The 23194-nt window shown below is 71.3% G+C and carries 19 protein-coding genes; 10 read left to right on the forward strand and 9 right to left on the reverse strand.

Annotated features, from left to right (window positions below; translation table 11 throughout):
* Positions 1-21: 21 nt before the first annotated feature.
* Genes ACIA8N_RS10105 through ACIA8N_RS10125 form a run of 5 tightly spaced genes read right to left on the reverse strand, consistent with a single transcriptional unit; the run spans position 22 to position 4531 of the window.
* The gene (locus ACIA8N_RS10105) at positions 22-729 is read right to left on the reverse strand and encodes a response regulator transcription factor (protein WP_365780508.1); all 708 of its coding nucleotides are present in this window, start codon (positions 727-729) and stop codon (positions 22-24) included.
* The gene (locus tag ACIA8N_RS10110; RefSeq protein ID WP_365780509.1) at positions 726-1919 is read right to left on the reverse strand and encodes a histidine kinase; all 1194 of its coding nucleotides are present in this window, start codon (positions 1917-1919) and stop codon (positions 726-728) included. Before ACIA8N_RS10110 ends, ACIA8N_RS10105 begins: the two co-directional genes overlap by 4 nt.
* Positions 1919-2704 carry an SAM-dependent methyltransferase gene (locus tag ACIA8N_RS10115; RefSeq protein WP_365780510.1) on the reverse strand — a complete coding sequence of 262 codons (786 nt, stop codon included), beginning with the start codon at positions 2702-2704 and terminating at the stop codon, positions 1919-1921. Before ACIA8N_RS10115 ends, ACIA8N_RS10110 begins: the two co-directional genes overlap by 1 nt.
* The gene (locus ACIA8N_RS10120; RefSeq protein ID WP_365780554.1) at positions 2701-3444 is read right to left on the reverse strand and encodes a glycerophosphodiester phosphodiesterase; all 744 of its coding nucleotides are present in this window, start codon (positions 3442-3444) and stop codon (positions 2701-2703) included. The genes ACIA8N_RS10115 and ACIA8N_RS10120 overlap by 4 nt, the downstream gene beginning before the upstream one ends.
* A 55-nt stretch (positions 3445-3499) precedes the next feature.
* Positions 3500-4531, reverse strand: a complete 1032-nt coding sequence (locus tag ACIA8N_RS10125) for an adenosine deaminase (RefSeq protein WP_365780511.1) — start codon at positions 4529-4531, stop codon at positions 3500-3502.
* 75 nt (positions 4532-4606) lie between these two features.
* Here ACIA8N_RS10125 and ACIA8N_RS10130 point away from each other — a divergent pair, with 75 nt between their 5' ends.
* A complete protein-coding gene (locus ACIA8N_RS10130) occupies positions 4607-5305 on the forward strand; it encodes a DUF4190 domain-containing protein (protein ID WP_365780512.1) in 699 nt (232 codons plus the stop codon).
* An 84-nt stretch (positions 5306-5389) separates the two neighbouring features.
* On the opposite strand, the gene ACIA8N_RS10135 is transcribed toward ACIA8N_RS10130, so the two are convergent.
* Complete coding sequence (locus tag ACIA8N_RS10135; RefSeq protein WP_365780513.1) at positions 5390-5938, reverse strand: NADAR family protein; 549 nt, start codon at positions 5936-5938, stop codon at positions 5390-5392.
* Positions 5939-6113: 175 nt separating this feature from the next.
* Between ACIA8N_RS10135 and ACIA8N_RS10140 the strand changes: the two genes are divergently transcribed.
* The 6 genes from ACIA8N_RS10140 to ACIA8N_RS10165 are packed head-to-tail and all read left to right on the forward strand — an operon-like array spanning position 6114 to position 13326.
* Positions 6114-7628: a gamma-aminobutyraldehyde dehydrogenase gene (locus ACIA8N_RS10140; protein ID WP_365780514.1), complete on the forward strand. Its 1515-nt coding sequence runs from the start codon at positions 6114-6116 to the stop codon at positions 7626-7628.
* 48 nt (positions 7629-7676) lie between these two features.
* Complete coding sequence (locus ACIA8N_RS10145) at positions 7677-8924, forward strand: spermidine/putrescine ABC transporter substrate-binding protein (protein WP_030206504.1); 1248 nt, start codon at positions 7677-7679, stop codon at positions 8922-8924.
* Positions 8925-8968: 44 nt separating this feature from the next.
* Positions 8969-10138, forward strand: coding sequence for an ABC transporter ATP-binding protein (locus tag ACIA8N_RS10150; protein ID WP_365780515.1), 1170 nt, complete (start codon positions 8969-8971; stop codon positions 10136-10138).
* The gene (locus ACIA8N_RS10155; protein WP_365780516.1) at positions 10135-11067 is read left to right on the forward strand and encodes an ABC transporter permease; all 933 of its coding nucleotides are present in this window, start codon (positions 10135-10137) and stop codon (positions 11065-11067) included. Before ACIA8N_RS10150 ends, ACIA8N_RS10155 begins: the two co-directional genes overlap by 4 nt.
* The gene (locus tag ACIA8N_RS10160; protein ID WP_365780517.1) at positions 11067-11870 is read left to right on the forward strand and encodes an ABC transporter permease; all 804 of its coding nucleotides are present in this window, start codon (positions 11067-11069) and stop codon (positions 11868-11870) included. Before ACIA8N_RS10155 ends, ACIA8N_RS10160 begins: the two co-directional genes overlap by 1 nt.
* Before the next feature lie 37 nt (positions 11871-11907).
* Positions 11908-13326 (forward strand): FAD-dependent oxidoreductase, encoded by a 1419-nt coding sequence (locus tag ACIA8N_RS10165; RefSeq protein ID WP_365780518.1) that lies wholly within the window; start codon positions 11908-11910, stop codon positions 13324-13326.
* Positions 13327-13345: 19 nt separating this feature from the next.
* Here ACIA8N_RS10165 and ACIA8N_RS10170 read toward each other — a convergent pair whose 3' ends face one another.
* Positions 13346-15682, reverse strand: coding sequence for an MMPL family transporter (locus tag ACIA8N_RS10170; protein WP_365780519.1), 2337 nt, complete (start codon positions 15680-15682; stop codon positions 13346-13348).
* Between the two features lie 230 nt (positions 15683-15912).
* On the opposite strand from ACIA8N_RS10170, the gene ACIA8N_RS10175 reads away from it, so the two are divergent.
* Positions 15913-16383 carry a hypothetical protein gene (locus ACIA8N_RS10175; RefSeq protein ID WP_365780520.1) on the forward strand — a complete coding sequence of 157 codons (471 nt, stop codon included), beginning with the start codon at positions 15913-15915 and terminating at the stop codon, positions 16381-16383.
* Positions 16384-16482: 99 nt separating this feature from the next.
* Positions 16483-18297, forward strand: a complete 1815-nt coding sequence (locus ACIA8N_RS10180) for a glycoside hydrolase family 18 protein (protein ID WP_365780521.1) — start codon at positions 16483-16485, stop codon at positions 18295-18297.
* Here ACIA8N_RS10180 and ACIA8N_RS10185 read toward each other — a convergent pair.
* Positions 18248-18997 (reverse strand): phosphatase PAP2 family protein, encoded by a 750-nt coding sequence (locus ACIA8N_RS10185; RefSeq protein ID WP_365780522.1) that lies wholly within the window; start codon positions 18995-18997, stop codon positions 18248-18250. The genes ACIA8N_RS10180 and ACIA8N_RS10185 overlap by 50 nt on opposite strands.
* A 103-nt stretch (positions 18998-19100) precedes the next feature.
* Positions 19101-20435 carry a 4-aminobutyrate--2-oxoglutarate transaminase gene (gene gabT / locus ACIA8N_RS10190; protein ID WP_365780523.1) on the reverse strand — a complete coding sequence of 445 codons (1335 nt, stop codon included), beginning with the start codon at positions 20433-20435 and terminating at the stop codon, positions 19101-19103.
* Positions 20436-20702: 267 nt separating this feature from the next.
* Here gabT and ACIA8N_RS10195 point away from each other — a divergent pair, with 267 nt between their 5' ends.
* Complete coding sequence (locus ACIA8N_RS10195; RefSeq protein WP_365780524.1) at positions 20703-23120, forward strand: ATP/GTP-binding protein; 2418 nt, start codon at positions 20703-20705, stop codon at positions 23118-23120.
* Positions 23121-23194: the final 74 nt, after the last annotated feature.

Here is a 23194-nt window from a genome sequence, read left to right on the forward strand (position 1 = left end):
GCACTGGCGGTCTTCGGCGGGTCAGTTCCTCCCCGGCGCGGGGGAGCCGCCTCCCTCCGCCGGGGGAGAACCCACGGCCACCAGGCCCGTCTCGTACGCGCAGATCACCGCCTGGATCCGGTCGCGCAGGCCGAGCTTGGCGAGCACGTTGCCCACGTGGGTCTTCACCGTGTGGTCGCTGACCACCAGCTCCGCCGCGATCTCCGCGTTGGACAGGCCGCGCGCGAGCAGCAGCAGCGTCTCGCGCTCCCGGCCCGTCAGCACGTCGAGCCGGGGGTCGGGGCCCGTGGCGGTCGGGCGCGGGCCGCCCGCCGTGTACTGCTCCACGAGCCGCCGGGCCACGGACGGCGCGAGCAGCGAGTCGCCCGCCGCCACCACCCGCACCGCGTGCACCAGGTCGTCCCGCCGCACGTCCTTGAGGAGGAAGCCGCTCGCACCCGCGTGCAGCGCCTCGTACACGTACGCGTCGGTGTCGAAGGTCGTCAGGATCACCGTCCGGCACGTGGAGCCCATGGCGCTGATCGCCCGGCAGGCCTCGATGCCGTCGGTCCCGGGCATCCGGATGTCGAGCAGCGCCACGTCCGGCGCGTGCCGGCGCACCGCCTCGACCGCCGCGGCCCCGTCCCCGGCCTCCGCCACCACCTCGATGTCCGGCTGCGCGTCCAGGATCATCGCGAAGCCGCTGCGGACCAGCTCCTGGTCGTCCGCGACCACCACCCGGATCGTCATGTCCCCACCTCCGCCGTCCGCGGAACGGGCAGCAGGGCCCGCACCTCGAACCCTCTGCCGCCCGGTCCCGGGCCCGTCGTCGCCGACCCGCCGTGCGCGGCGGCCCGCTCCCGGATGCCGACGAGACCGTGTCCGCCGGAGCCGCCCTGCGGGCCGCGTCCGTCGTCCGTCACCGTGATCCGCAGGACGCCGTCCGCGTGGGCGAGCCGTACCTCGACCGTGCGGGCGGCCGCGTGCTTGACGACGTTCGTCAGCGCCTCCTGCACGATCCGGTAGGCGTGCGCCCCGGTCGCCGTGGGCAGGGCCCGTACCCCGCCCTCCGTCGTGTACGAGACGTCCAGGCCGCTGCTCCTGACCCGTGCAAGGAGCTCGGGGAGCGCGGCGAGGTCCGGCTGCGGTTCCTTCGGCGCCGCGCCCGCCGCGCCCGCCGCGCTCTCGGAGCCCTCGCGCAGGAGTCCCAGCATCTGCCGCAGCTGGGTCATCGCCTCGCGGCCGGTCTCCGAGATCGCCTCGAACGCGGCCTCGGCACGCTCCGGCGCCGCCCGCACCGCCACCGGGCCCGCCTCCGCCTGCACGATCATCAGGCTGACCGCGTGCGACAGGATGTCGTGCATCTCGCGCGCGATCCTGGCGCGTTCGCGCGCGGCGGCCCGCTCGGCCTCGATCAGATGGGCGCGCTGCCGGGCGTCCTGGAGCCGGCCGAAGACGTACGCGGCGGCGAACACGAAGAGCGAGAAGGCCAGTTCACGCACCGACCGGGTGTTGAGCCACACCGAGACCGGCACCGCGACCAGCATGAGCCCCGCCGTCGCGAGCCGCTTCCACGGGGAGGAGAGCAGCGCGATCGTGTAGACGATGACGAGCCCGGTGTACGGCAGCGGCTGCCCGGGCCCCTCCAGGGCCACCTTGTACAGCGCGCTCGCCGCCATGATCGCCAGCAGCACGGCGACGGGAGCCCGCCGCCGCCAGACGAGCGGCAGCACCGTGAGCGTCGTGAGTCCGTACGCGGCCCAGGTCGCCGGTTCGAGCCCGGGCGCGCGCGGCACCACGAACGGCATCGTCATCGCCGCCTGGACGAGCAGCGCGATCCCGACGTCCACCGCCCAGGGGTTCGCCGCGCCCCAGACGCGTGCGCGCTCCCGCCGGCCGCGCACGTCCGCCCGGATGCCCCCGGGCCCCCGTATGCCCATTACGGCTTGCGGCCCACCGCGCCGAACTGCGCCACCGTGTGCCCGGCGGCGTTGTCGGGGCGCCAGCGCGCGCAGGACACGACGCCCGGCTCCAGGACGTCGAGGCCGTCGAGGAAGGAGACGAACTCGGCGCGGTCGCGGGCGGTGATCGGCGGGGTCGCGTTCTCGTTCCAGAAGGCCATCGCGGCCTTGTTGCCCTCGCCGCCCAGCTCCGGCTCCAGGGTCGGATGGGTCAGCACCAGATGGCTGCCGGAGGGGACGGCGGCCATCAGGGTCCGCACGATCGACCGGGCCTTCTCGGTGTCCAGGACGAAGTTGAGGATGCCGAGCATCATCACCGCGACCGGCCGGGAGAAGTCGAGCGTGGCCGCGGCCGCCGCCACGATCTTCTCCGGGTCGTGCGCGTCGGCGTCCACGTACTCGGTCCTGCCCTCCGGCGTACCGGTCAGCAGCGCGCGGGCGTGGGTGAGGACGATCGGGTCGTTGTCGACGTAGACGATCCGCGCGTCGGGCGCGACCCGCTGCGCCACCTCGTGGGTGTTGTCGGCGGTCGGCAGGCCCGTACCGATGTCCAGGAACTGGCGTACGCCCGCCTCGGCGGCCAGATGGGTCACCGCGCGGCCCAGGAACGCCCGGTCCGCGCGGGCCACTTCGCCGATGCTCGGGTAGAAGGCGGTGACCTGGTCGCCGACGGCGCGGTCCACGGGGTAGTTGTCCTTGCCGCCCAGCCAGTAGTTCCACACCCGGGCGTTGTGGGCGACGTCGGTCCTGATCCGGTCGTTCATGCTGCCTGGGCCTTTCGCAGGACGGCGGTGAGTGCGTCGACCCGGTTCGTGGTGACCGCGTCGACCCCGTTCATGATCAGCTTACGCATGGTGCGGGGGGTGTCCGCCGTCCAGGCCGAGAGCAGCATCCCGTCCCGGTGCACCCGCTCCGTCAGCCCCCGACTCACCAGACCGAAGCGGTAGTTGAGCCACCGGGGCCGCACCACGTCCAGCAGCACCGGCCGGGGCGGGGCGAGCGTGGTCCAGGTCAGGGCGATCTCGGCGGCCGGGTCGGCGGCGCGCACCTGGAGCATGGCGACGGCCCCGGCGCAGTAGTACACCCGCTCCCCGGCGCCGCACTCGCGGACCGTCCCCACGATCGTGCGGACCGAGCTCTCGTCGCCGCCCGGCAGGTCCAGCATCAGACGGTTCTCGCCGGCGGTCAGCAGTGCCTCGCGCAGCGTCGGCACCCCGCCGTACGTCAGCTCACGGACCTGCTCGTACGAGAGCGAGGCGAGCGGCCGGTCGTGGCGCCACAGGCGCTTGAGGGTGTCGTCGTGGAGGAGGACCGGCACCCGGTCCTTCGTCAGGCGGACGTCGACCTCGACCGCGCCCGCGCCCCGCTCGATCGCCGAGCCGATCGAGCGGAGCGTGTTCTCGCGGACGCGGTACGGGTCGCCGCGATGACCGACCACGGTGACGGGCGGTCTCCCCGCCGCTTCCCTCGCGGCGGTCAGGTCCCTCGCGGCGGTCAGGTCCATGGCGGCCGTCGGGTCCACGGCGGTGTCGGAGTCCATGACCCCATTCTCGCCGCCGTCAGCGTGCGAGCCAGCCGTCGGTGTACGTGTCGATCTCGGCGGCGATCCTCGCCTTGCCGGCCGCGTCGAGGAAGGAGGCCTCCACGGCGTTCTTGGCGAGGGCGGCGACACCGCGCTCGTCGAGGCCGAGGAGACGGGCGGCGACCACGTACTCGTTGTTGAGGTCGGTACCGAACATCGGCGGATCGTCGCTGTTGACCGTGACGAGGACCCCGGCCTCCACCATCCGCCGGATCGGGTGCTCGTCCAGGGTGGCGACGGCCCGCGTGGCGATGTTCGAGGTCGGGCAGACCTCCAGGGCGATGCGGTGCTCAGCCAGGTGGGCGAGGAGCTCCGGGTCCTGGACCGAACTGGTGCCGTGGCCGATGCGCTCGGCGCCCAGGTCGTTGATCGCGTCCCAGACCGTCTGCGGGCCCGTCGTCTCGCCGGCGTGCGGGACGGAGTGCAGACCGGCCGCCCGCGCCAGGTCGAAGTACGGCTTGAACTGCGGACGCGGCACGCCGATCTCCGGGCCGCCGAGGCCGAAGGAGACCAGGCCCTCGGGGCGGATCCCGTCGGTCGTGGCGAGCCGGGCGGTCTCCTCGGCGGAGACGAGGCCGGCCTCGCCCGGGATGTCGAAGCACCAGCGCAGGACGGTGCCGAACTCGGCCTCCGCCGCCTTGCGGGCGTCCTCGATCGCCGCCATGAAGGCACGCTCGTCGATGCCCCTGCGGGTGGAGGAGTAGGGGGTGATGGTCAGCTCGGCGTACCGGATGTTCTGCCGGGCCATGTCACGGGCGACCTCGAAGGTGAGCAGCCGGACGTCCTCCGGCGTGCGGACCAGGTCGACGACCGACAGGTAGACGTCGATGAAGTGCGCGAAGTCGGTGAACGTGAAGTAGTCGGCCAGCGCCTCCGGGTCCGTGGGGACCTTGGAGTCGGGGTGCCGGGCCGCCAGTTCGGCCACGATGCGGGGCGAGGCGGAGCCGACGTGGTGGACGTGCAGCTCGGCCTTGGGCAGGCCCGCGATGAAGGGATGGAGATCGGTCATCGGGTCATCGTAGGCCGGGCGGTTCCCCCGGAACGGTGAGGTCGTAGCATGGCGGGACCATGATGGGGGAGGCCCATGTCTGACAACCGAGACCAGTCGCGGGGTGGCTACGACCCGACGGACCCGTGGGCTCCGCCGAACCGCGACGGGGTGGAACTGAGCAAGCCGGCGACGCCGACGCCGACGCCGCCACCCGTGCACGACCAGATGACGGTCACGTCCATGCCGGCCGCCACCGGCCCCGGCGGCGACGTGCCACCGCCGCCGGTGGCCCCGGGCGGCCCGGCGGCCGCGCCCGGGACGTACGGCTACCCGGCGGCGAACACCCCCGGGGCGTACGGCTATCCGGCGGCCAACACCTCCGGCGCGTACGGCTATCCGGCCGCCCCGACCCCGCCGCCGGCCTCCGGGTACGGCTACCCGGGATACGCCCAGGCCGGCTGGCAGCAGCCGAACAACGGGATGGGCATCGCCTCGATGGTGCTGGGCATCTGCGCCGTCGTGCTGTCCTTCTGCTCGTACGGCATCCTCGGCCTGATCCTGGGCGGGGTCGCGCTGCCCCTCGGGATCGTGGGCCGCAAGCGGCACCTGCGGGGCGAGGCGAGCAACAAGGGGCAGGCCGTCGCCGGCATCGCGCTCGGTTCCATCGGCATCGCCCTCGGCCTCGCGGGCATCGCGCTCATCATCTTCCTCGCGACGAAGGCCGACGAGTGGGACAAGAGCGGTGAGGACCCCTGGTCGTCGACCGGGACCTCCCTCAGCGCTCCGCGCTGAGTCTCCGATCCCGCGACGGGCCCCGCACCTCACCGAGGTGCGGGGCCCGTCCCGTTTCACCGAGGGTGCGGGGCCCGGCGCGTCTCACCCGCTCCGCAGCCGCTCCCGCGCCTCCATGAGCGCGAAGCCCAGGAGGTTCAGGCCGCGCCAGCGGGCCGGGTCGTGGGCGCGGGGATCGTCGGCCGCCAGGCCGATCCCCCAGACGCGGTCCACGGGGCTGGCCTCCACCAGGACCCGGGTGCCCGTTCCCAGGAGGTACGCGCGCAGGGCCTCGTCCGAGGCGAACTTGTGGACGCTGCCCTCGACGACGATCCCGAACCGCTCCCGCTCCCACACGGTCTCGTCGAAGCCCCGCACGAGGCGTCCCGCCTTCTTGGCCTCGGCGGGGGTACGGGCGGCGAGCGCGGCCCGCTCGGCGTCCGCGTCCCCGAAGAGGCGGGCCTTGGCGGCCATCATCCAGTGCTCGGCGGTCGCGTAGCGTTCTCCGGTGACCTCGAAGGGTGCGGGCCACCACTGGCTCAGACAGCTCGCCGAGAGGCGTCCCTCCGGGTGTGGACGGTGGCCCCAGAAGTGCAGCCACTTGACCCTGTCACCCCTGTTGACCTGCTGCGTCAGCTCCTCGATCTCGCTCATGCATGCGAGTCTGGCAGCCGCCACGGACACTCCGTACGGAGATTTTCCGGGCACCTCGACACATGGTCGACCGATTCCGTCGCGTAACCAAAAGGCAACAACGGAATCCCTTGTTGGAGGGTCATCCCTCTGTCAGGATCGGCACTCAATTCGAGCTTGGACAACGGAGAGCGTCATGGGCAACCGCTTCCAGGTGTCGGACCGCTTCGCGGCCGGCGCGCAGTACATCGGCGGGCGGCTCCGTGCCGGAACGTCAGGTCAGGAACACAGCGTGATCGACCCGGCGACAGGGGAGAGCGTGTACACCTACACGCTCGCCTCCACCGCCGACGTCGACGAGGCCGTCGCCGCCGCCAAGGCCGCCTTCCCCGGCTGGGCGGGCGCCACCCCCGGCGAGCGCTCCGACGCGCTGCACCGCTTCGCCGGCGTCCTCGCCGAGTGGGCCGACGACATCGCCCGCGTGGAGTCCCTCCAGTGCGGCAAGCCCCTCAAGCTCACCACCGAGTTCGACGTGCCGGGCACCATCGACAACGCCGCCTTCTTCGCCGGGGCCGCCCGCCACCTCCAGGGCCAGTCGGCCGCCGAGTACAGCGGCGACCACACCTCGTACATCCGGCGCGAACCGATCGGTGTCATCGGCTCCATCGCCCCTTGGAACTACCCGCTCCAGATGGCCGCCTGGAAGATCCTCCCGGCCGTCGCGGCCGGCAACACGATCGTCCTGAAGCCCGCCGAGCTCACCCCGCTCACCTCCCTGATGTTCGCGCAGGCGGCGAAGGAGGCCGGCATCCCCGACGGGGTCGTCAACGTCGTCAGCGGTGCCGGGCGGACCGTCGGCGAGCACCTCGTCGGACACCCCGACGTCGTCATGACCTCCTTCACCGGCTCCACCCCGGTCGGCAAGCGGGTCGCCGAGATCGCCACCGCCACCGTGAAGCGCCTCCACCTCGAACTCGGCGGCAAGGCCCCCTTCGTCGTCTTCGACGACGCCGACCTGGAGGCCGCCGCCCAGGGCGCCGTCGCCGCCTCCCTCATCAACAGCGGCCAGGACTGCACCGCCGCCACGCGCGCGTACGTCCAGGGCCCGCTCTTCGACGCCTTCGTCGCGCGCGTCGCGGAACTGATGGAGACCGTCCGCGTCGGCGACCCCTTCGACCCCGCCACCGACCTCGGCCCGCTCATCAGCCACCGGCACCGCGACAGCGTCGCCGGCTTCGTCGAGCGCGCCCGGGCCTACGCCACCGTCGTCACCGGCGGCGAAGCCCCTGGCGGCGAACTGAAGGACGGTGCGTACTACCGTCCCACCCTGATCACGGGCGCCGCCCAGGACAGCGAGGTCGTGCAGTCGGAGATCTTCGGACCCGTCCTGGTGGCCCTGCCCTTCGACAGCGACGACGAGGGCATCCGGCTCGCCAACGACACGCCGTACGGCCTGGCCGCCTCGGCCTGGAGCCGTGACGTCTACCGGGCCAACCGCGCCACCCGGGACATCAAGGCGGGATGCGTGTGGGTCAACGACCACATCCCGATCATCAGCGAGATGCCCCACGGCGGCACCAAGGCCTCGGGCTACGGAAAGGACATGTCGGCGTACTCCTTCGAGGAGTACACGCAGGTCAAGCACGTGATGTTCGACAACACGGCGGTGGCCGCCAAGGATTGGCACCGCACGATCTTCGGGGACCGATAGCAATCCGTCGCCGGACCAGCGACGAACCATCCCGAAAGGGCACAGCGCATGGAGCAGTACGAGCCCGAAAGCCTGTCCGCCGCGCAGCTGGCGGCGATACGGCGCAGCATGACGAGCGGCCGGGGCGCCCTCAGCCGCCGTTCGATGCTGCGGGCGGGCGGCGTCGGCGCGCTCACGGTCGGCGGCCTCGCCGGACTGAGCGCCTGCGGCATCCCGCCGGCCAAGCGGGAGGGCCAGGGGCCCGCCTCCACCGACGTCTCGGCCAAGGAGAAGACCCTCGCCTTCTCCAACTGGACCGAGTACATGGACGTCAGCGAGGACGAGAAGTCCCGCCCCACCCTGGAGGCGTTCGCCAAACGCACCGGGATCAAGGTCAAGTACACCGAGGACATCAACGACAACGTCGAGTTCTTCGGCAAGATCAAGCCGCAGCTCGCGGCCGGCCAGGACACCGGCCGCGACCTGATCTGCGTCACCGACTGGCTCGCCGCCCGCATCATCCGGCTCGGCTGGGCGCAGAAGCTCGACCCGGCCAACCTCCCCAACGCGTACGCGAACCTCTCCAGCCAGTTCCGCCGCCCCGACTGGGACCCGGGCCGGTCCTACTCGTACCCGTGGACCGGCATCTCCACCGTCATCGCGTACAACGCGAAGGCGACCGGCGGGAAGAAGGTCGACTCGGTCACCCAGCTCCTCGACGACCCCGCCCTCAAGGGCCGCGTCGGCTTCCTCACGGAGATGCGCGACTCCGTCGGCATGACGCTGCTCGACATGGGCAAGGACCCGGGGAACTTCACCGACGCCGACTACGACGCGGCGATCGGACGCCTCCAGAAGGGCGTCGACAAGAAGCAGATCCGCCGCTTCACCGGCAACGACTACACCTCCGACCTGGACAAGGGCGACATCGCCGCCTGTCTCGCCTGGGCCGGCGACATCATCCAGCTCCAGGTGGACAACCCGGACATCAAGTTCGCGATCCCGTCCGCCGGCTACATCACCTCCAGCGACAACCTGCTCGTCCCCGCGCAGGCCCGGCACAAGACGAACGCCGAGAAGCTCATCGACTACTACTACGAGCTTCCCGTCGCCGCCCAGCTCGCCGCGTACATCAACTACGTCTGTCCCGTCGACGGGGTGAAGGACGAACTCGCCAAGATCGACCCGGAGCTCGCGAACAACACGCTGATCCTCCCGGACAAGGCCATGGCCAAGAAGTCGCGCGCCTTCCGCTCGCTCACCAGCGCGGAGGAGACGGCGTACGAGGAGAAGTTCGCCAAGCTCATCGGCGCCTGAGGCCCACGTCGTCCACCTCTCTCACTCCCCTGGGATCAGAACCCATGACTGACAACACAGCTCACACCGGAAAGAACACTGGCGGCGGCGACGTCCGTCTCACCGGGATCAGCAAGACGTACGGCTCCTTCACCGCCGTCCACCCGCTCGACCTGACCGTCCCGCAGGGTTCCTTCTTCGCCCTCCTCGGCGCCTCCGGCTGCGGCAAGACCACCACGCTGCGCATGATCGCCGGCCTGGAGGACCCCAGCACCGGCACCGTCTTCCTCGGCGACAAGGACGTCACCGACCTCCCGCCGTACAAGCGGCCGGTCAACACCGTCTTCCAGTCCTACGCGCTCTTCCCGCACATGGACATCACCGAGAACATCGCCTTCGGCCTGCGCCGGCGCGGTATCAAGTCGGTGAAGAAGCAGGTCGACGACATGCTGGAGCTCGTCCAGCTCGGCGACAAGGCCCGGCACAAGCCGCACCAGCTCTCCGGCGGCCAGCAGCAGCGCGTCGCCGTGGCCCGCGCGCTCATCAACCACCCGCAGGTGCTGCTCCTCGACGAGCCGCTCGGCGCCCTGGACCTCAAGCTGCGCCGGCAGATGCAGCTGGAGCTCAAGCGGATCCAGACCGAGGTCGGCATCACCTTCGTGCACGTCACCCACGACCAGGAGGAGGCCATGACGATGGCCGACCAGGTCGCGGTGATGAACGGCGGCCGGGTCGAGCAGCTCGGCGCCCCCGCCGATCTGTACGAGAACCCGCAGACCACCTTCGTCGCCAACTTCCTCGGCACCTCCAACCTCATCGAGGCCGAGGTCGTCGAGACCGGCACCGACGTGGTGGTGACGGCGGGCGGCGGCAAGCTCCGCGTGCCCGGCGACCGCTGTACCTCCGCCGTCCGCCAGGGCGGCAAGGTGCTCGTGGGCGTGCGACCCGAGAAGATCTCGCTCGCGCACGCCGACGACGCGGGGAAGATCGCCGACGGCCGCAACCGGGTCACCGGCCGGATCGCCGACTCCTCGTTCATCGGCGTCTCCACGCAGTACGTGGTGAACAGCCCGGCGGGCGCGGAGCTCCAGGTATACGAGCAGAACATCGAGCGTGACACCCGGCTCGTCCCGGGTGCCGAGGTGGTCCTGCACTGGAACCCGGCGCACACCTTCGGTCTCGACGCGGCCCAGGACATCGACGCGGGCGTGGAGACGGTGGAGGACGCCGGATGAGTGCTCCCACCTTGGCGAAGGAGGCTCCCGAATCGGTCGAGGAACCGGTTCTGCGCAAGCCCTCCGCCCGCAAGCGGCTCGTCCCCTACTGGCTCCTGCTGCCCGGCATCATCTGGCTGCTCGTCTTCTTCGCGCTGCCGCTGATCTACCAGGCCTCGACCTCGGTGCAGACCGGCTCCCTGGAGAAGGGCTTCGAGGTCACCTGGCACTTCCAGACCTACTGGGACGCCTTCACCGAGTACTGGCCGCAGTTCGTCCGCTCCCTGCTGTACGCCGGGACCGCGACCCTGCTCTGCCTGCTGCTCGGCTACCCGCTGGCGTACCTGATCGCCTTCAAGGCCGGCCGCTGGCGCAACCTCCTGCTCGTCCTGGTCATCGCGCCCTTCTTCACCAGCTTCCTCATCCGGACCCTGGCGTGGAAGACGATCCTCGCGGACGACAGCGTCGTCGTGGACGTACTGAACACCCTCCACGTCCTCGACGTGACCAGCTGGATCGGCTGGACCGAGGGCGACCGCGTGCTCGCCACCCCGATGGCGGTCGTCTGCGGTCTCACGTACAACTTCCTGCCCTTCATGATCCTGCCCCTCTACACCTCCCTGGAGCGGATCGACGGACGGCTGCACGAGGCCGCGCGGGACCTGTACGCCTCCCCTGCGACCACCTTCCGCAAGGTGACCTTCCCGCTGTCGATGCCCGGCGTCGTCTCCGGCACCCTGCTCACCTTCATCCCGGCGAGCGGCGACTACGTCAACGCCGAGCTGCTCGGCTCCACCGACACCAAGATGGTCGGAAACGTCATCCAGTCCCAGTTCCTGCGGGTCCTCGACTATCCGACGGCGGCCGCGCTCTCCTTCATCCTCATGGCGATCGTCCTTGCCATGGTCACCGTCTACATCCGCCGAGCGGGAACGGAGGACTTGGTCTAATGGGGATGATTCGCTGGATACGGCGCAACCTCGTCGTCATCGCGGGCCTGCTGACGCTCGCGTACATGATCCTGCCGAACCTCGTGGTCATGGCGTTCTCCTTCAACAAGCCGAAGGGGCGCTTCAACTACTCCTGGCAGGAGTTCTCCCTCGACGCCTGGAAGGACCCCTGCGGCGTCGCCGACATGTGCGAGTCGCTCTCGCTCTCGCTCCAGCTCGCCGCCTGGGCGACGGTCGGCGCGGTCGTCCTCGGCACGATGATCGCCTTCGCGCTGGTCCGCTACCGCTTCCGGGCGCGCGGCGCGATCAACTCGCTGATCTTCCTGCCGATGGCGATGCCCGAGGTCGTGATGGCCGCCTCGCTGCTCACGCTCTTCCTCAACATGGGGATCGAGCTGGGCTTCTGGACGGTCCTGATCGCCCACATCATGTTCTGCCTGTCGTTCGTCGTGACGGCGGTCAAGGCCCGGATCATGTCCATGGACCCGCGCCTCGAAGAGGCGGCGCGCGATCTCTACGCCGGGCCGACGCAGACCTTCCTGCGGGTGACCCTGCCGATCGCCGCGCCCGGCATCGCCGCCGGCGGACTGCTCGCCTTCGCGCTGTCGTTCGACGACTTCATCATCACCAACTTCAACGCGGGCTCCACCGTCACCTTCCCCATGTTCGTCTGGGGCTCGGCGCAGCGCGGAACCCCCGTTCAGATCAACGTCATCGGCACCGCGATGTTCGTCCTCGCGGTACTGGTGGTCATGGCCGGGCAAATCATTACGAACCGGCGCAAGAAAACAGCAACAGCCTGAGCAATAGGCAGCTCAGGCACCGAAGGAGTTGGAAACCATGGCCCCAGTCGCCATGCGTCTCGCTGCACAATCTCTCTCCGACGCCCAGCCCGTCCCCTTCTGGCTGGAAGACCCCGGCAAGCCCGGAGCCCTGCCCGCCCTCACCGGCACCGAGAAGTGCGACCTCCTCGTCGTCGGCGGCGGCTACAGCGGACTGTGGACCGCGCTCCTCGCCAAGGAGCGCGACCCCGCCAGGGACGTCGTACTGATCGAAGGGCGCGAGGTGGGCTGGGCCGCCTCGGGCCGCAACGGAGGCTTCTGCGCCGCCTCCCTCACCCACGGCTTCGGCAACGGGCTCGCCCGCTGGCCGGGCGAGCTGCCGAAGCTGGAGGAGCTCGGCGAGCGCAACCTCGACGCCATCGAGGAGGCGGTCGCCCGCTACTCCCTCGACTGCGACTTCGAGCGCACCGGCGAGATCGACGTCGCCACCGAGCCGTACCAGGTCGAGGAACTGGCCGAGGCGTACGCGGAGATCGACCGGCTCGGTCTCGCGGACGGCCTCGAACTGCTCGACCAGGACGCCGTCCGCGCCGAGGTCGACTCGCCGACCTTCCTCGGCGGCCTCTTCGACCGCCGCGGGGTCGCCATGGTGAACCCCGCCAAGCTGGCCTGGGGCCTCAAGCGGGCCTGTCTCGACCTGGGCGTACGGATCTTCGAGAACACCCCCGGTCTGGAACTGGTCTCCGTCGGCGCGGGCATGGGCGTCCGCACCCCGTACGGCCGGGTCGTCGCCCGCCGGGTCGCGCTCGGCACCAACGTCTTCCCCTCGCTGGTCAAGCGGGTCCGCCCGTACACCGTCCCGGTCTACGACTACGCCCTGATGACCGAGCCGCTCAGCCCCGGGCAGCTCGCCTCCGTCGGCTGGAAGAACCGGCAGGGCCTCGGCGACTCCGCCAACCAGTTCCACTACTTCCGCATCACCGCCGACAACCGGATCCTCTGGGGCGGCTACGACGCGATCTACCCCTTCGGCGGCAAGCTCAACGCCGACATGGACCACCGCCCGGAGACGTACCTCAAGCTCGCCGAGCACTTCTTCCGCTGCTTCCCGCAGCTGGAGGGGCTGCGCTTCAGCCACGCCTGGGGCGGAGCGATCGACACCTGCTCCCGCTTCTCCGCCTTCTTCGGTACCGCGTACCAGGGCAAGGTGGCGTACGCGGCCGGGTTCACCGGCCTCGGCGTCGGCGCGACCCGCTTCGGCGGGGACGTGATGCTCGACCTGCTCGCGGGGGAGCGCACCGAGCGCACCGACCTGGAGATGGTCCGCTCCAAGCCGCTGCCGTTCCCGCCCGAGCCGGTCGCCTGGGCCGGCATCGGCATCACCAAGTGGTCGATGGCCCGCGCCGACGAGAACGGCGGCCGGCGCAACCTGTGGCTGAAGACGATGGACAAGCTGGGTCTGGGCTTCGACAGCTAGGACCGGTGAAGCGGCGGGGTCATGGCGTGTGCCGTGGCCCCGCCCCGCCGTTCCCGTCCGCCGCGGCCATCTCGCCCTCGCCCTCCGTGTCGACGTGCGGGAGGATCCTGTCCAGCCAGCGCGGGGTCCACCAGGCCCACTTCCCGAGCAGGGTCATCACCGCGGGCACGAGCAGCAGCCGCGCGACCGTCGCGTCGATGAGCACGCTCGCGGCCAGGCCGAGCCCCATCATCTTCACGACGATGCTGTCGTTGAGGATGAAGGCCGCGAAGACGCTCACCATGATGAGCGCCGCGCAGGTGATGACGCGCGCGGTGATCTCCAGGGCGTGGGCCACGCTCGCCTTCGCGTCGCCGGTGCGCAGCCACGCCTCGTGGACCCGGGACAGCAGGAAGATCTCGTAGTCCATGCTCAGGCCGAAGACGATGGCGAACATCATCATCGGCACGTAGCTCTCGATGGGCACCTCGCCTGAGACGCCGAGCGCCGGGCCGCCCCAGCCCCACTGGAAGACGGCGACGACCACGCCGTACGAGGCGGCGATGGACAGCAGGTTGAGCACCGCCGCCTTGGCCGCCACGAGCGGGCCCCGGAAGACGACCAGGATGACGAGGAACGCGAGCGCGACGACCACGGCGATGATGAACAGCAGCCGGCTGGAGACGATGTCGAGGAAGTCCACCTGCGCGGCGGTGGTGCCGGTGACGTAGGTGGCCGCGGTGGTGCCGCCGACCGCCTGGGGGAGGACGTCGTCGGCCAGGTGGTTGGTCAGCGACGTGGTCTTCTCGTCCTGAGGGGCGGCGACCGAGTAGGCCGTGGCGATCAGGACGTCGCCGTCCGAGGTCGGCGTGAGCGGGGTGATCAGGGCGGCGTCGGGCACCCCGGTGAGCGCCTTCTGGGCCTGGCTCGCCAGGGCGGAGCGGTCGGCCGCGGGGACGGAGGTCTGGTCGATGACGAGGGTCAGCGGCCCGTTGGAGCCGGGGCCGAAGGCCGAGGACATCAGGTCGAAGGCGCGCCGGTCGGTGAAGGACTTCGGGTCCGCGCCGTCGCCGATGTGCCCGAGCTGGATGGAGAACAGGGGGATGGCGAGCACGACGAGGACGACGACGCCCGAGGTCAGGAACCACCAGGGGCGGCGCTCCACGCGCAGGGCGTAGCGGTGCCAGGTGCCGTGCGCCTCACCGGTCGCTGCGTCGGTCGTCCCGCCGGTCGTCTCGTCGCTCTCGGCCACGGGAGTGCGCAGACGCAGCCGGTCGATGTGGCGGCCGATGAGCCCGAGCATCGCCGGGACGAGCGTGAGGGCTCCGGCGACGGCGGTGACGACGGTGGAGGTCGCGGCCAGGCCGAGCAGTCCGATGAAGCTCAGTCCGGAGACCCACAGTCCGCCGAGGGCGATGACGACGGTGCAGCCCGAGACGAGGACCGCCCGCCCGCTGGTCGCGGTGGCGAGTCCGGCGGCCGTGACCGGGTCCTGGCCGTTCATCAGCAGCTGCCGGTGCCGGGTGATCAGGAAGAGCGCGTAGTCGATGCCGACGCCGATGCCGATCATCGTGGCCAGGGTGGGGGAGACGGTCGCGAAGTTCCACACCGCGGCGAGGAGGCCGAGGACCGCGAGGCCGCAGACGGCCGCCACCAGGGCGGTGACCAGCGGCAGTACGGCGGCGATCAGGCTGCCGAAGCCGATGATCAGGACGATGACCGCGACGCCGAACCCGATCGCCTCGCTGGTCCGGTCGTCCGCCTCCGGCCGGGCCAGTTCGCCCAGCGCCCCGCCGTACTCGACCTGGACCCCGGCGGCCCGCAGGGGTGCCACGGCGCTGTCCACGCCGGTCAGGTAGTCGTCGCCGAGGGTGCCGGGCTGGACGTCGAAGCGGACGGTGATGTAACCGGTCTTCCCGTCGGTGGACAGCGGGCCGACGTTCGGGGTGCCCGCGGGAGGGGAGGGCGGCGGGGTGCCGGACGCCGGCAGCGGGCTGGTGGCGTTCAGGACGTGCGGGAGCTTCTCCAGCGAGGCCACGGCGGCCGAGATCTGGTCGCCGGCGTCCGTGAGCGGCTTGGCTCCGTCGTACAGCACCACCTGGGCGCTGTAGCCGCCGGCGGCGGGCTCGTGCGCACGCAGCACGTCGAGCCCCTCCTGGGACTGGGTGCCCGGCAGCGAGTAGTTGTCGGAGTACTCGCCGCCGTACGCGTGGTTCAGCCCCACCAGGGCGCCCAGGGCCACCACCCAGGCGACAAGCACGACGGCGAAGTGACGGGCCGACCACTCGCCGAGGCGGCGCAGCAGCCCCTTGCCGGGGCGCCGCGCGCCGCCCGGTGCCGGGGCTCCGGCACCACCCGATGTCTGGGGGAACGGCATGGGTACTCCCGTGGCGAGGGCGGCGATACCGGGCGGAGGCTCATACATACGACCACGGGGGGCGGGACGAGCGAGGGAAGCCGTCGACCAGGCCCGGCGCCGTCCACCCGATCGGCCCCCCGCTGTGTGACCCAGGTCACATTTTCGATGACCCGAAGTCGCGTAAGGGAAGACGTCGACCCCGCTCTCTCCGTGTGGACACCGTGTCCACTCGGAAGGAGACCGTTGCGATGACTGATACGGGGGCCACAGGCGCCAGGAGTGCCGTGGAGTGGCTGGCGTCGGTGGCGCCGGATCCCGACGTCTGCCGGTGGGAGTGGGAGCGCAATCCCCACGGGGTCGCGCTGCTGCCCGCCGGCAGGTTCTGGGACGTCCTGATCCTGCCGTCGGAGCTCGGCTATCCGACCCTCGACGTGCTGGGGCGGCTCGTGGACCGGCCAGGACCGGTCCTCGTCGACTTCGGCGACGCCCGGATGGGCTTCTTCGTTCCGCCCGGCACCGTCACCCGCTGGCTCGGCAGCGGGGTGCGCGGCGCGGGCGCCGGGACCTGGATCGTCGTCCCGTATCCGGGCCGGGCGACCGGTGCGGTGCGCTGGCTGGTGGCGCCGGACGGCGCGGGCACCCTCACCGACGCGTCGCTCCTGGAGCTGGCGATGCACGAGGCGGCGGGGCAGCTGGCGCGGGGGGCCGAAGGGGACTGAATCGGGGGCGAGGTCCGGACAGAGGTCTTGACCACTCGATTGGTCTGGACCATGCTGTGGCGCGCTCGCACCTCGATTCCCCCACCCCCGGAGGCAGTTGTGGAACGCGCCAGACCCCTCACCCTGCTCCTCGCGAGCGTCCTCGCCGCCGGCGGACTCGCCGCGCTCACCCCCGCCGCACAGGCCGCCGACGCCGAACTCGCCCGCAACGGCGGCTTCGAGGCCGGCCTCGAAGGATGGACCTGCACGGCGGGCAGCGGCGCCGTCGTCTCCTCGCCCGTACACAGCGGTACGAAGGCACTCCAGGCGACCCCCGCGGGGAGCGACAACGCCCGCTGCTCCCAGACCGTGACCGTGAAGCCCAACTCGACGTACACGCTCAGCGGCTGGGTACGCGGCAGCTACGTCTACCTCGGCGCCGCCGGCACCGGCACCACCGACGTCTCCACCTGGACGGGATCCGCCCCCGACTGGCAGAAGCTGAGCACCGGTTTCACCACGGGCGCCTCCACCACCTCCGTCACGATCTACACCCACGGCTGGTACGGCACCCCCGCCTACCAGGCCGACGACCTCTCCCTGTACGGCCCCGGCGGGGACCCCGTCCAGCTCCCGGCGGCCCCCACCGGCCTCGCGGCGGGCTCCCCGACCTCCACCTCCGTGCCGCTGACCTGGACCGCGGTCCCGGGAGCCACCTCGTACAAGGTCTACAAGGGCGGTGCTCCCGTCGCGACCGCGACCGGCACCTCGTACACCGTCGGCGGCCTCGCCCCCGCCACCTCCCACACCTTCCAGATCTCGGCGGTGAACAGCGCGGGCGAGTCGCCGAAGTCGGCGGCCGTGACCGCGACGACGACCAGCGGCGGCGGTGGCAACCCCGGCCTTCCCGCGCACGCCCTCGTCGGCTACCTCCACGCGAGCTTCGCCAACGGCTCCGGCTACACGCGCATGGCCGACGTCCCCGACTCCTGGGACGTCGTCAACCTCGCCTTCGGCGAACCGACCTCGGTGACCTCGGGCGACATCCGCTTCAGCCTGTGCCCGGCGACGGAATGCCCGAACGTCGAGTCGGTCACGGACTTCAAGGCGGCGATCAAGGCCAAGCAGGCCGCGGGCAAGAAGGTCCTCATCTCCATCGGCGGCCAGAACGGTCAGGTCCAGCTCTCCACGACCGCCGCCCGCGACGCCTTCGTCTCCTCCGTCTCGAAGATCATCGACGAGTACGGTCTCGACGGCCTCGACATCGACTTCGAGGGCCACTCGCTCTCGCTCCAGACCGGCGACACGGACTTCCGCAACCCCACCAGCCCGGTCATCGTGAACCTCATCCAGGCGGTCAAGACCCTCAAGGCCAAGTACGGCTCCGGCTTCGTCCTGACGATGGCCCCGGAGACCTTCTTCGTCCAGCTCGGCTACCAGTACTACGGCTCGGGCCCCTGGGGCGGCCAGGACCCGCGCGCCGGCGCCTACCTGCCGGTCATCCACGCCCTGCGCGACGACCTCACCCTGCTCCACGTCCAGGACTACAACTCGGGCTCCATCATGGGCCTCGACAACCAGTACCACTCCATGGGCGGCGCCGACTTCCACATCGCGATGACCGACATGCTCCTCACCGGCTTCCCCGTCGCCGGCAACACGGACCGCTTCTTCCCGGCCCTCCGCGCCGACCAGGTCGCGATCGGCCTCCCCGCCTCCACCCAGGCGGGCAACGGCCACACGACCCCGGCCGAGGTGAACAAGGCTCTGAACTGCCTGACGAGGAAGACCGACTGCGGCACCTACCGGACCCACGGCACCTGGCCCGCCCTGCGCGGCCTGATGACCTGGTCGATCAACTGGGACCGCTACAACCAGTGGGAGTTCAGCCGGAACTTCGACACGTATTTCGGGAACGCTGCCGCGTGGAGCTGACCGCCAGGACCAGCACTCCCAGGCACAGGCTGGCCAGCACGTCCAGGGGCCAGTGGTAGCCGCGCAGGACGAGACCGGTCCCCGCCACCGCCGTCAGCACGGCGGCGACGGGGATCAGCCGGTTCGAGACGAGGAAGGCCGCGCCGAAGTAGGCGACCACCGCGGTGGCCGTGTGGCCGGAGGGGTAGTAGCCCTGCGCCCACGGCTCCAGGGGGCCGGGCCTGGCCGTCCACTCCTTCAACGGAATCACCAGGAGCGGTACGAGGGCCATCGCCAGTCCCGCGTACAGGGCGGCGGCCCGGCGGCCGCGCCACACCGCGTACGCCATCGCGCAGCCGAGGACGGGCAGGGCGACCGTCAGGTTGCCGAGGTCGGCGCCGAGTTCGGAGAGGGGCCGGGGGACCGTGTCCACCAGGGCCCGGGACACCCGCTCGTCGAGCCTGGCCAAGGGGCCGTGGACGAGCACCTGCCAGGTCACGACGGCGAGGGCGACGAGCGCCGAGAAGAGAGCCGGCCGCCCTGGAACAGGGGGGGTGGTTCCAGGGCGGCCGAGGGGATCGGGCTGCCGCACGCCCCGGGGGGTGTGGGGCGGGCGGCCATCCGATCGGTGAGGAGTTCCGGAGCACGAGGCTCCAGCGGTGTGCGCGACGGCACGGGTCGGGCGGGGCTGGGGAGGCTCCGCCCGGGGTGTTTCTCTCATCTGCAGAAACCGTACGGCAGAGAAGAGGGGACCGACAGCGGGAAACGCAACCCGCCATCGGCCCCCCACAGAGTCTTCACACCATGGCCCTCACGGGCAGGGGTCAGATCTGCGCGAACGCGTTCTCGATGACGTCGAGGCCCTCGTTCAGAAGGTTCTCGTCGATGACCAGCGGCGGCAGAAAGCGCAGCACGTTGCCGTAGGTGCCGCAGGTCAGGACCAGCACGCCCTCGGCGTGGCAGGCCTTCGCCAGCGCGCCGGCGGCCTCCGGGTTCGGCTCCTTGGTCGCGCGGTCCTTGACGAGCTCGATGGCGATCATGGCGCCACGGCCGCGGATGTCGCCGATGGCGTCGAACTTCTCGGCCATCGCCGACAGGCGGGCCTTCATGACCTCCTCGATGCGCTTGGCCTTGCCGTTGAGGTCGAGCTCCTTCATCGTCTCGATGGAGCCGAGCGCACCGGCGCACGCCACCGGGTTGCCGCCGTAGGTGCCGCCCAGACCGCCGCCGTGGACGGAGTCCATGATCTCGGCGCGGCCGGTGACGGCGGCCAGCGGCAGACCGCCCGCGATGCCCTTGGCGGTGGTGATGAGGTCGGGGACGATGCCCTCGTCCTCGCACGCGAACCACTGGCCCGTACGGCAGAAGCCGGACTGGATCTCGTCGGCGACGAAGACGATGCCGTTGTCGTTGGCGAACTTCACGATCGCCGGCAGGAAGCCCTTGGCCGGCTCGATGAAGCCGCCCTCGCCGAGGACCGGCTCGATGATGATCGCGGCGACGTTGTCGGCGCCGATCTGCTTGCTGATCTGGTCGATCGCCTGGGCGGCGGCCTCGGGGCCGCAGTTCTCGGCACCGGTGGGCCAGCGGTAGCCGTACGCCACCGGCACGCGGTAGACCTCGGGCGCGAACGGACCGAAGCCCTGCTTGTACGGCATGTTCTTCGACGTCAGCGCCATCGTGAGGTTCGTGCGGCCGTGGTAGCCGTGGTCGAAGACGACGACGGCCTGGCGCTTGGTGTACGAACGGGCGATCTTGACGGCGTTCTCGACGGCCTCGGCACCGGAGTTGAACAGCGCCGACTTCTTCGCGTGGTCGCCCGGGGTCAGCTCGGCGAGCGCCTCGCAGACCTCCACGTAACCCTCGTACGGCGTCACCATGAAACAGGTGTGGGTGAAGTCCTGGAGCTGCGCGGAAGCGCGGCGCACGACGGCCTCGGCGGAGGCGCCGACCGAGGTCACGGCGATGCCGGAACCGAAGTCGATCAGACGGTTGCCGTCGACGTCCTCGATGATGCCGCCACCGGCCCGCTTCGTGAAGACGGGGAGCGTCGAGCCGACGCCACCGGCGACCGTGTCGAGCCGTCGGGCCTGAAGCTCCAGCGACTTCGGACCGGGAATGGCGGTGACGACGCGCCGCTCCTGCGGGACAGCGTTCATGCGGGGCTCCTGGGGGTGTTCTGGACGCACTTGCGGGTTTCCTCCGCAGGCTAGGCGCGGGGGAGGCCCGGCGGCATGCGCCGATCGGGAGTGATGGGGGGTGTGTCGTTGTCCGGGATGGACAGGGCGACCCCGAACCGCCCTACCGGGCGCCTGTCCCGGCCGCCCGGGCACACGGCTGGGCGAAACCCCTCCGGGGCGTCTGCGGGCCACTAGATTGACGGTGGCACAGAGACGGCGACCTGGCTGTTCAGGGGGCAGGGGTTCATGGAGACGGACGGCACGTACGAGTCGCGCGACACCCGGGGAGGCGCGGTCCCGCGCCCGGCGGGGCCGCCCGTGCCCTCCACTCCTCCGGCCCAGGGGCCGCCTCCGGTCTCGCACACCGGTCCGACCGGGCCAGGGCCGCAGGCCGGACAGCCGGGGCGGACCGGGGCGGGCCCGCGGCCCACCGCCCCGCCGCTCGTACCGCCGCCCCCCACGCACGCGCCCACCCGACTCGGGGTCGCCGAGTGGCTCAGGATCCCCCGTCCCGCCGCGGCGACCGGTATCTGGAGGCTGGGGCACCGCGAGCGGCCCGAGCGCGAACCGGACCTCGTGCCCGGCCGTCAGCTGATCACCGGCGCCTTCATCGCGTACCTCTGCGGCTGGCTCCTCTGGTCACTCCTGTGGAACGGCTACCTGGACGGGGGATGGATCTTCGTCGACGACTGGTGGCTGCTGCCGATGCTGTGGCTCGTCCCCTCGGACTGGACGAACCCCGACAGCCCCGACTTCGAGATGTACATCGGCGCGCAATACCTCTGGTACGCCGTCCTCCTCGTCCTGTTCGCCGTCGGTTTCGGCCGCGTCGGCAACTGGCGGGACGTCTGGCAGCGCTACGGCGTTCCCGTGTGGCCCCTGTTCGTACTCCTGCCGGGCGTCTGGCGCGAGCTGCCCCGCACGCTCACCTGGCTCACCTGGGTCTCCAACCTCTACTACGTGCTCCTGATCGCCGCCCTCGTCGCGGCCGTCGGCCGGGTGGGCACCTGGCCCCCCGTACGGCGACGCTTCGGGACCGGAGGGGCCACCGCCGCCGCTCCGCGGCCCGCGACCCAGCCGGGAGCCGACCCCGCGGAGTGGCCGGAGCTGCGTGACGCCGGACTGGCCGAGACTGCGGCACAGCTCGCGGAGGCCACCCGGCAAGGCGTGCTCGGGGACGTCGACTACGCCCGGATCCGTCGTGCCTGGCAGGGCGTACGGAGCCGGCCCGAGCGCCTCGCCGCCTTCACCGAGGCCGTGCGCACCCGTGGCGCGGCCGCATGCGGACATCCCTCCGGCCTGCGTGACCTGCCCGTACGCACCGCCACCCACGACCTCGCCACGGGCCAGGTGCTCATCGGCACCGCCGCCGACCACCCTCGCAACCCCTATGTGCGCCGCACCACCGGCGTGGCCCTGGAGCCGGGTGTGCTCGGGACCTCGCTGCTCGCCGTCGGGCCCGCCGGGTCGGGGAAGACCGTGCGACTGGTGCGGCCCGCCGTCGAGGCGCTTTGCCTCCAGGCGCTCGCCAACCGCGCCGCCGTCGTCGCCGTCACCGCGCAGGGCGGTCTTCTCGGCCCCGACGAGGCCTTCGACGTCGTCGTCTCCGTCGGGCGGCGCGAGTCCACCCACGACCTCGATCTGTACGGCGGCGCCGTGGACCCCGACGAGGCCGCTCGCATCCTTGCCGAGGCCCTCGTGGGCGACCTGGTCGCCGACAGCCGCCGTGCCGCCACCGTGCTCGCCCAGTTGATCGGACCGTTCCTGAGCGCGTACGGCCGTTTCCCCGGCGTACCCGAGCTGCGCGAACTGCTCGGCGGGGCGCCCGAGGCACTCGCCACGCTCCGGGCCGCTGTCGCCGACGACCCCACCCAGCTGCGCGAGCTCGACGCACGCCGGCGGCAGACGGAACGGGGCGACGACGTCGGCATCCTCCTCGCGGAACGCATCACGTTCCTCGACCGGCCCGCATTCGTCGGCTTCTTCCGCACGGAGGGCGGATCCCGCCGAGGCGAAGGCGAGGAACGACCTCAGTTCTCGCTCAAGGCGGTCGAACATCCGCTGCGCGTCCGCGTCGACCTGCCCGAACGCGGCCACGCCGAGGCCTCCCGGATCGTCTCCCGGCTCCTCCTCGCCCAGTTCACGGAGGCCGCCCTCGCACGCCGTGACCGCTCCCTCTTCGCCTGCCTGGTCCTCGACGACGCCACCTACACCGTCACCGGCGAATCCGTACGAGCCCTGCAGAGGCTGCGCTCCGTCAACGCGGGCGTCCTCCTCGCCCTCCGCAGCCTGGAGGACGTGCCCGAGACGCTGCGCGATCCGCTGCTCGGCGCGGTCGGCTGCCGGATGGCCTTCGCAGGCATCGCGCCGTGGGACGGCGGACGGTTCGCCGACACCTGGGGCACCGAGTGGGTCCAGACGAAGGACGTCACCAACCGGCAGATCATCTCCGACGAGCCGCTCACCAAGGTCCTGCACGCCATGCGGCGGATGGTGACGGGCAAGGCGGCCACGGCGGAGGCCGTCACCGTGCGGGAGGTGGAGCGGCAGCGGTGGTCCGCCTCCGATCTCGCGCACGCCGTGCCCCCCGGGCACGCCGTCCTCTCCCTCACCCATGTGCGGGGCGAGCACATGCCGCCGCTCCTCGTCGACCTGCGAGGCTGAGCGCGGCCCTCCGGACGGGCTGGCACAATCGGGGGCGCCGCTCGGCTGAGCGGCGCCCCCTCGCTCAAAGGTCC

Origin of the sequence: Streptomyces sp. NPDC051822, assembly GCF_044452745.1 — a bacterium.
Lineage (GTDB): Bacteria > Actinomycetota > Actinomycetes > Streptomycetales > Streptomycetaceae > Streptomyces.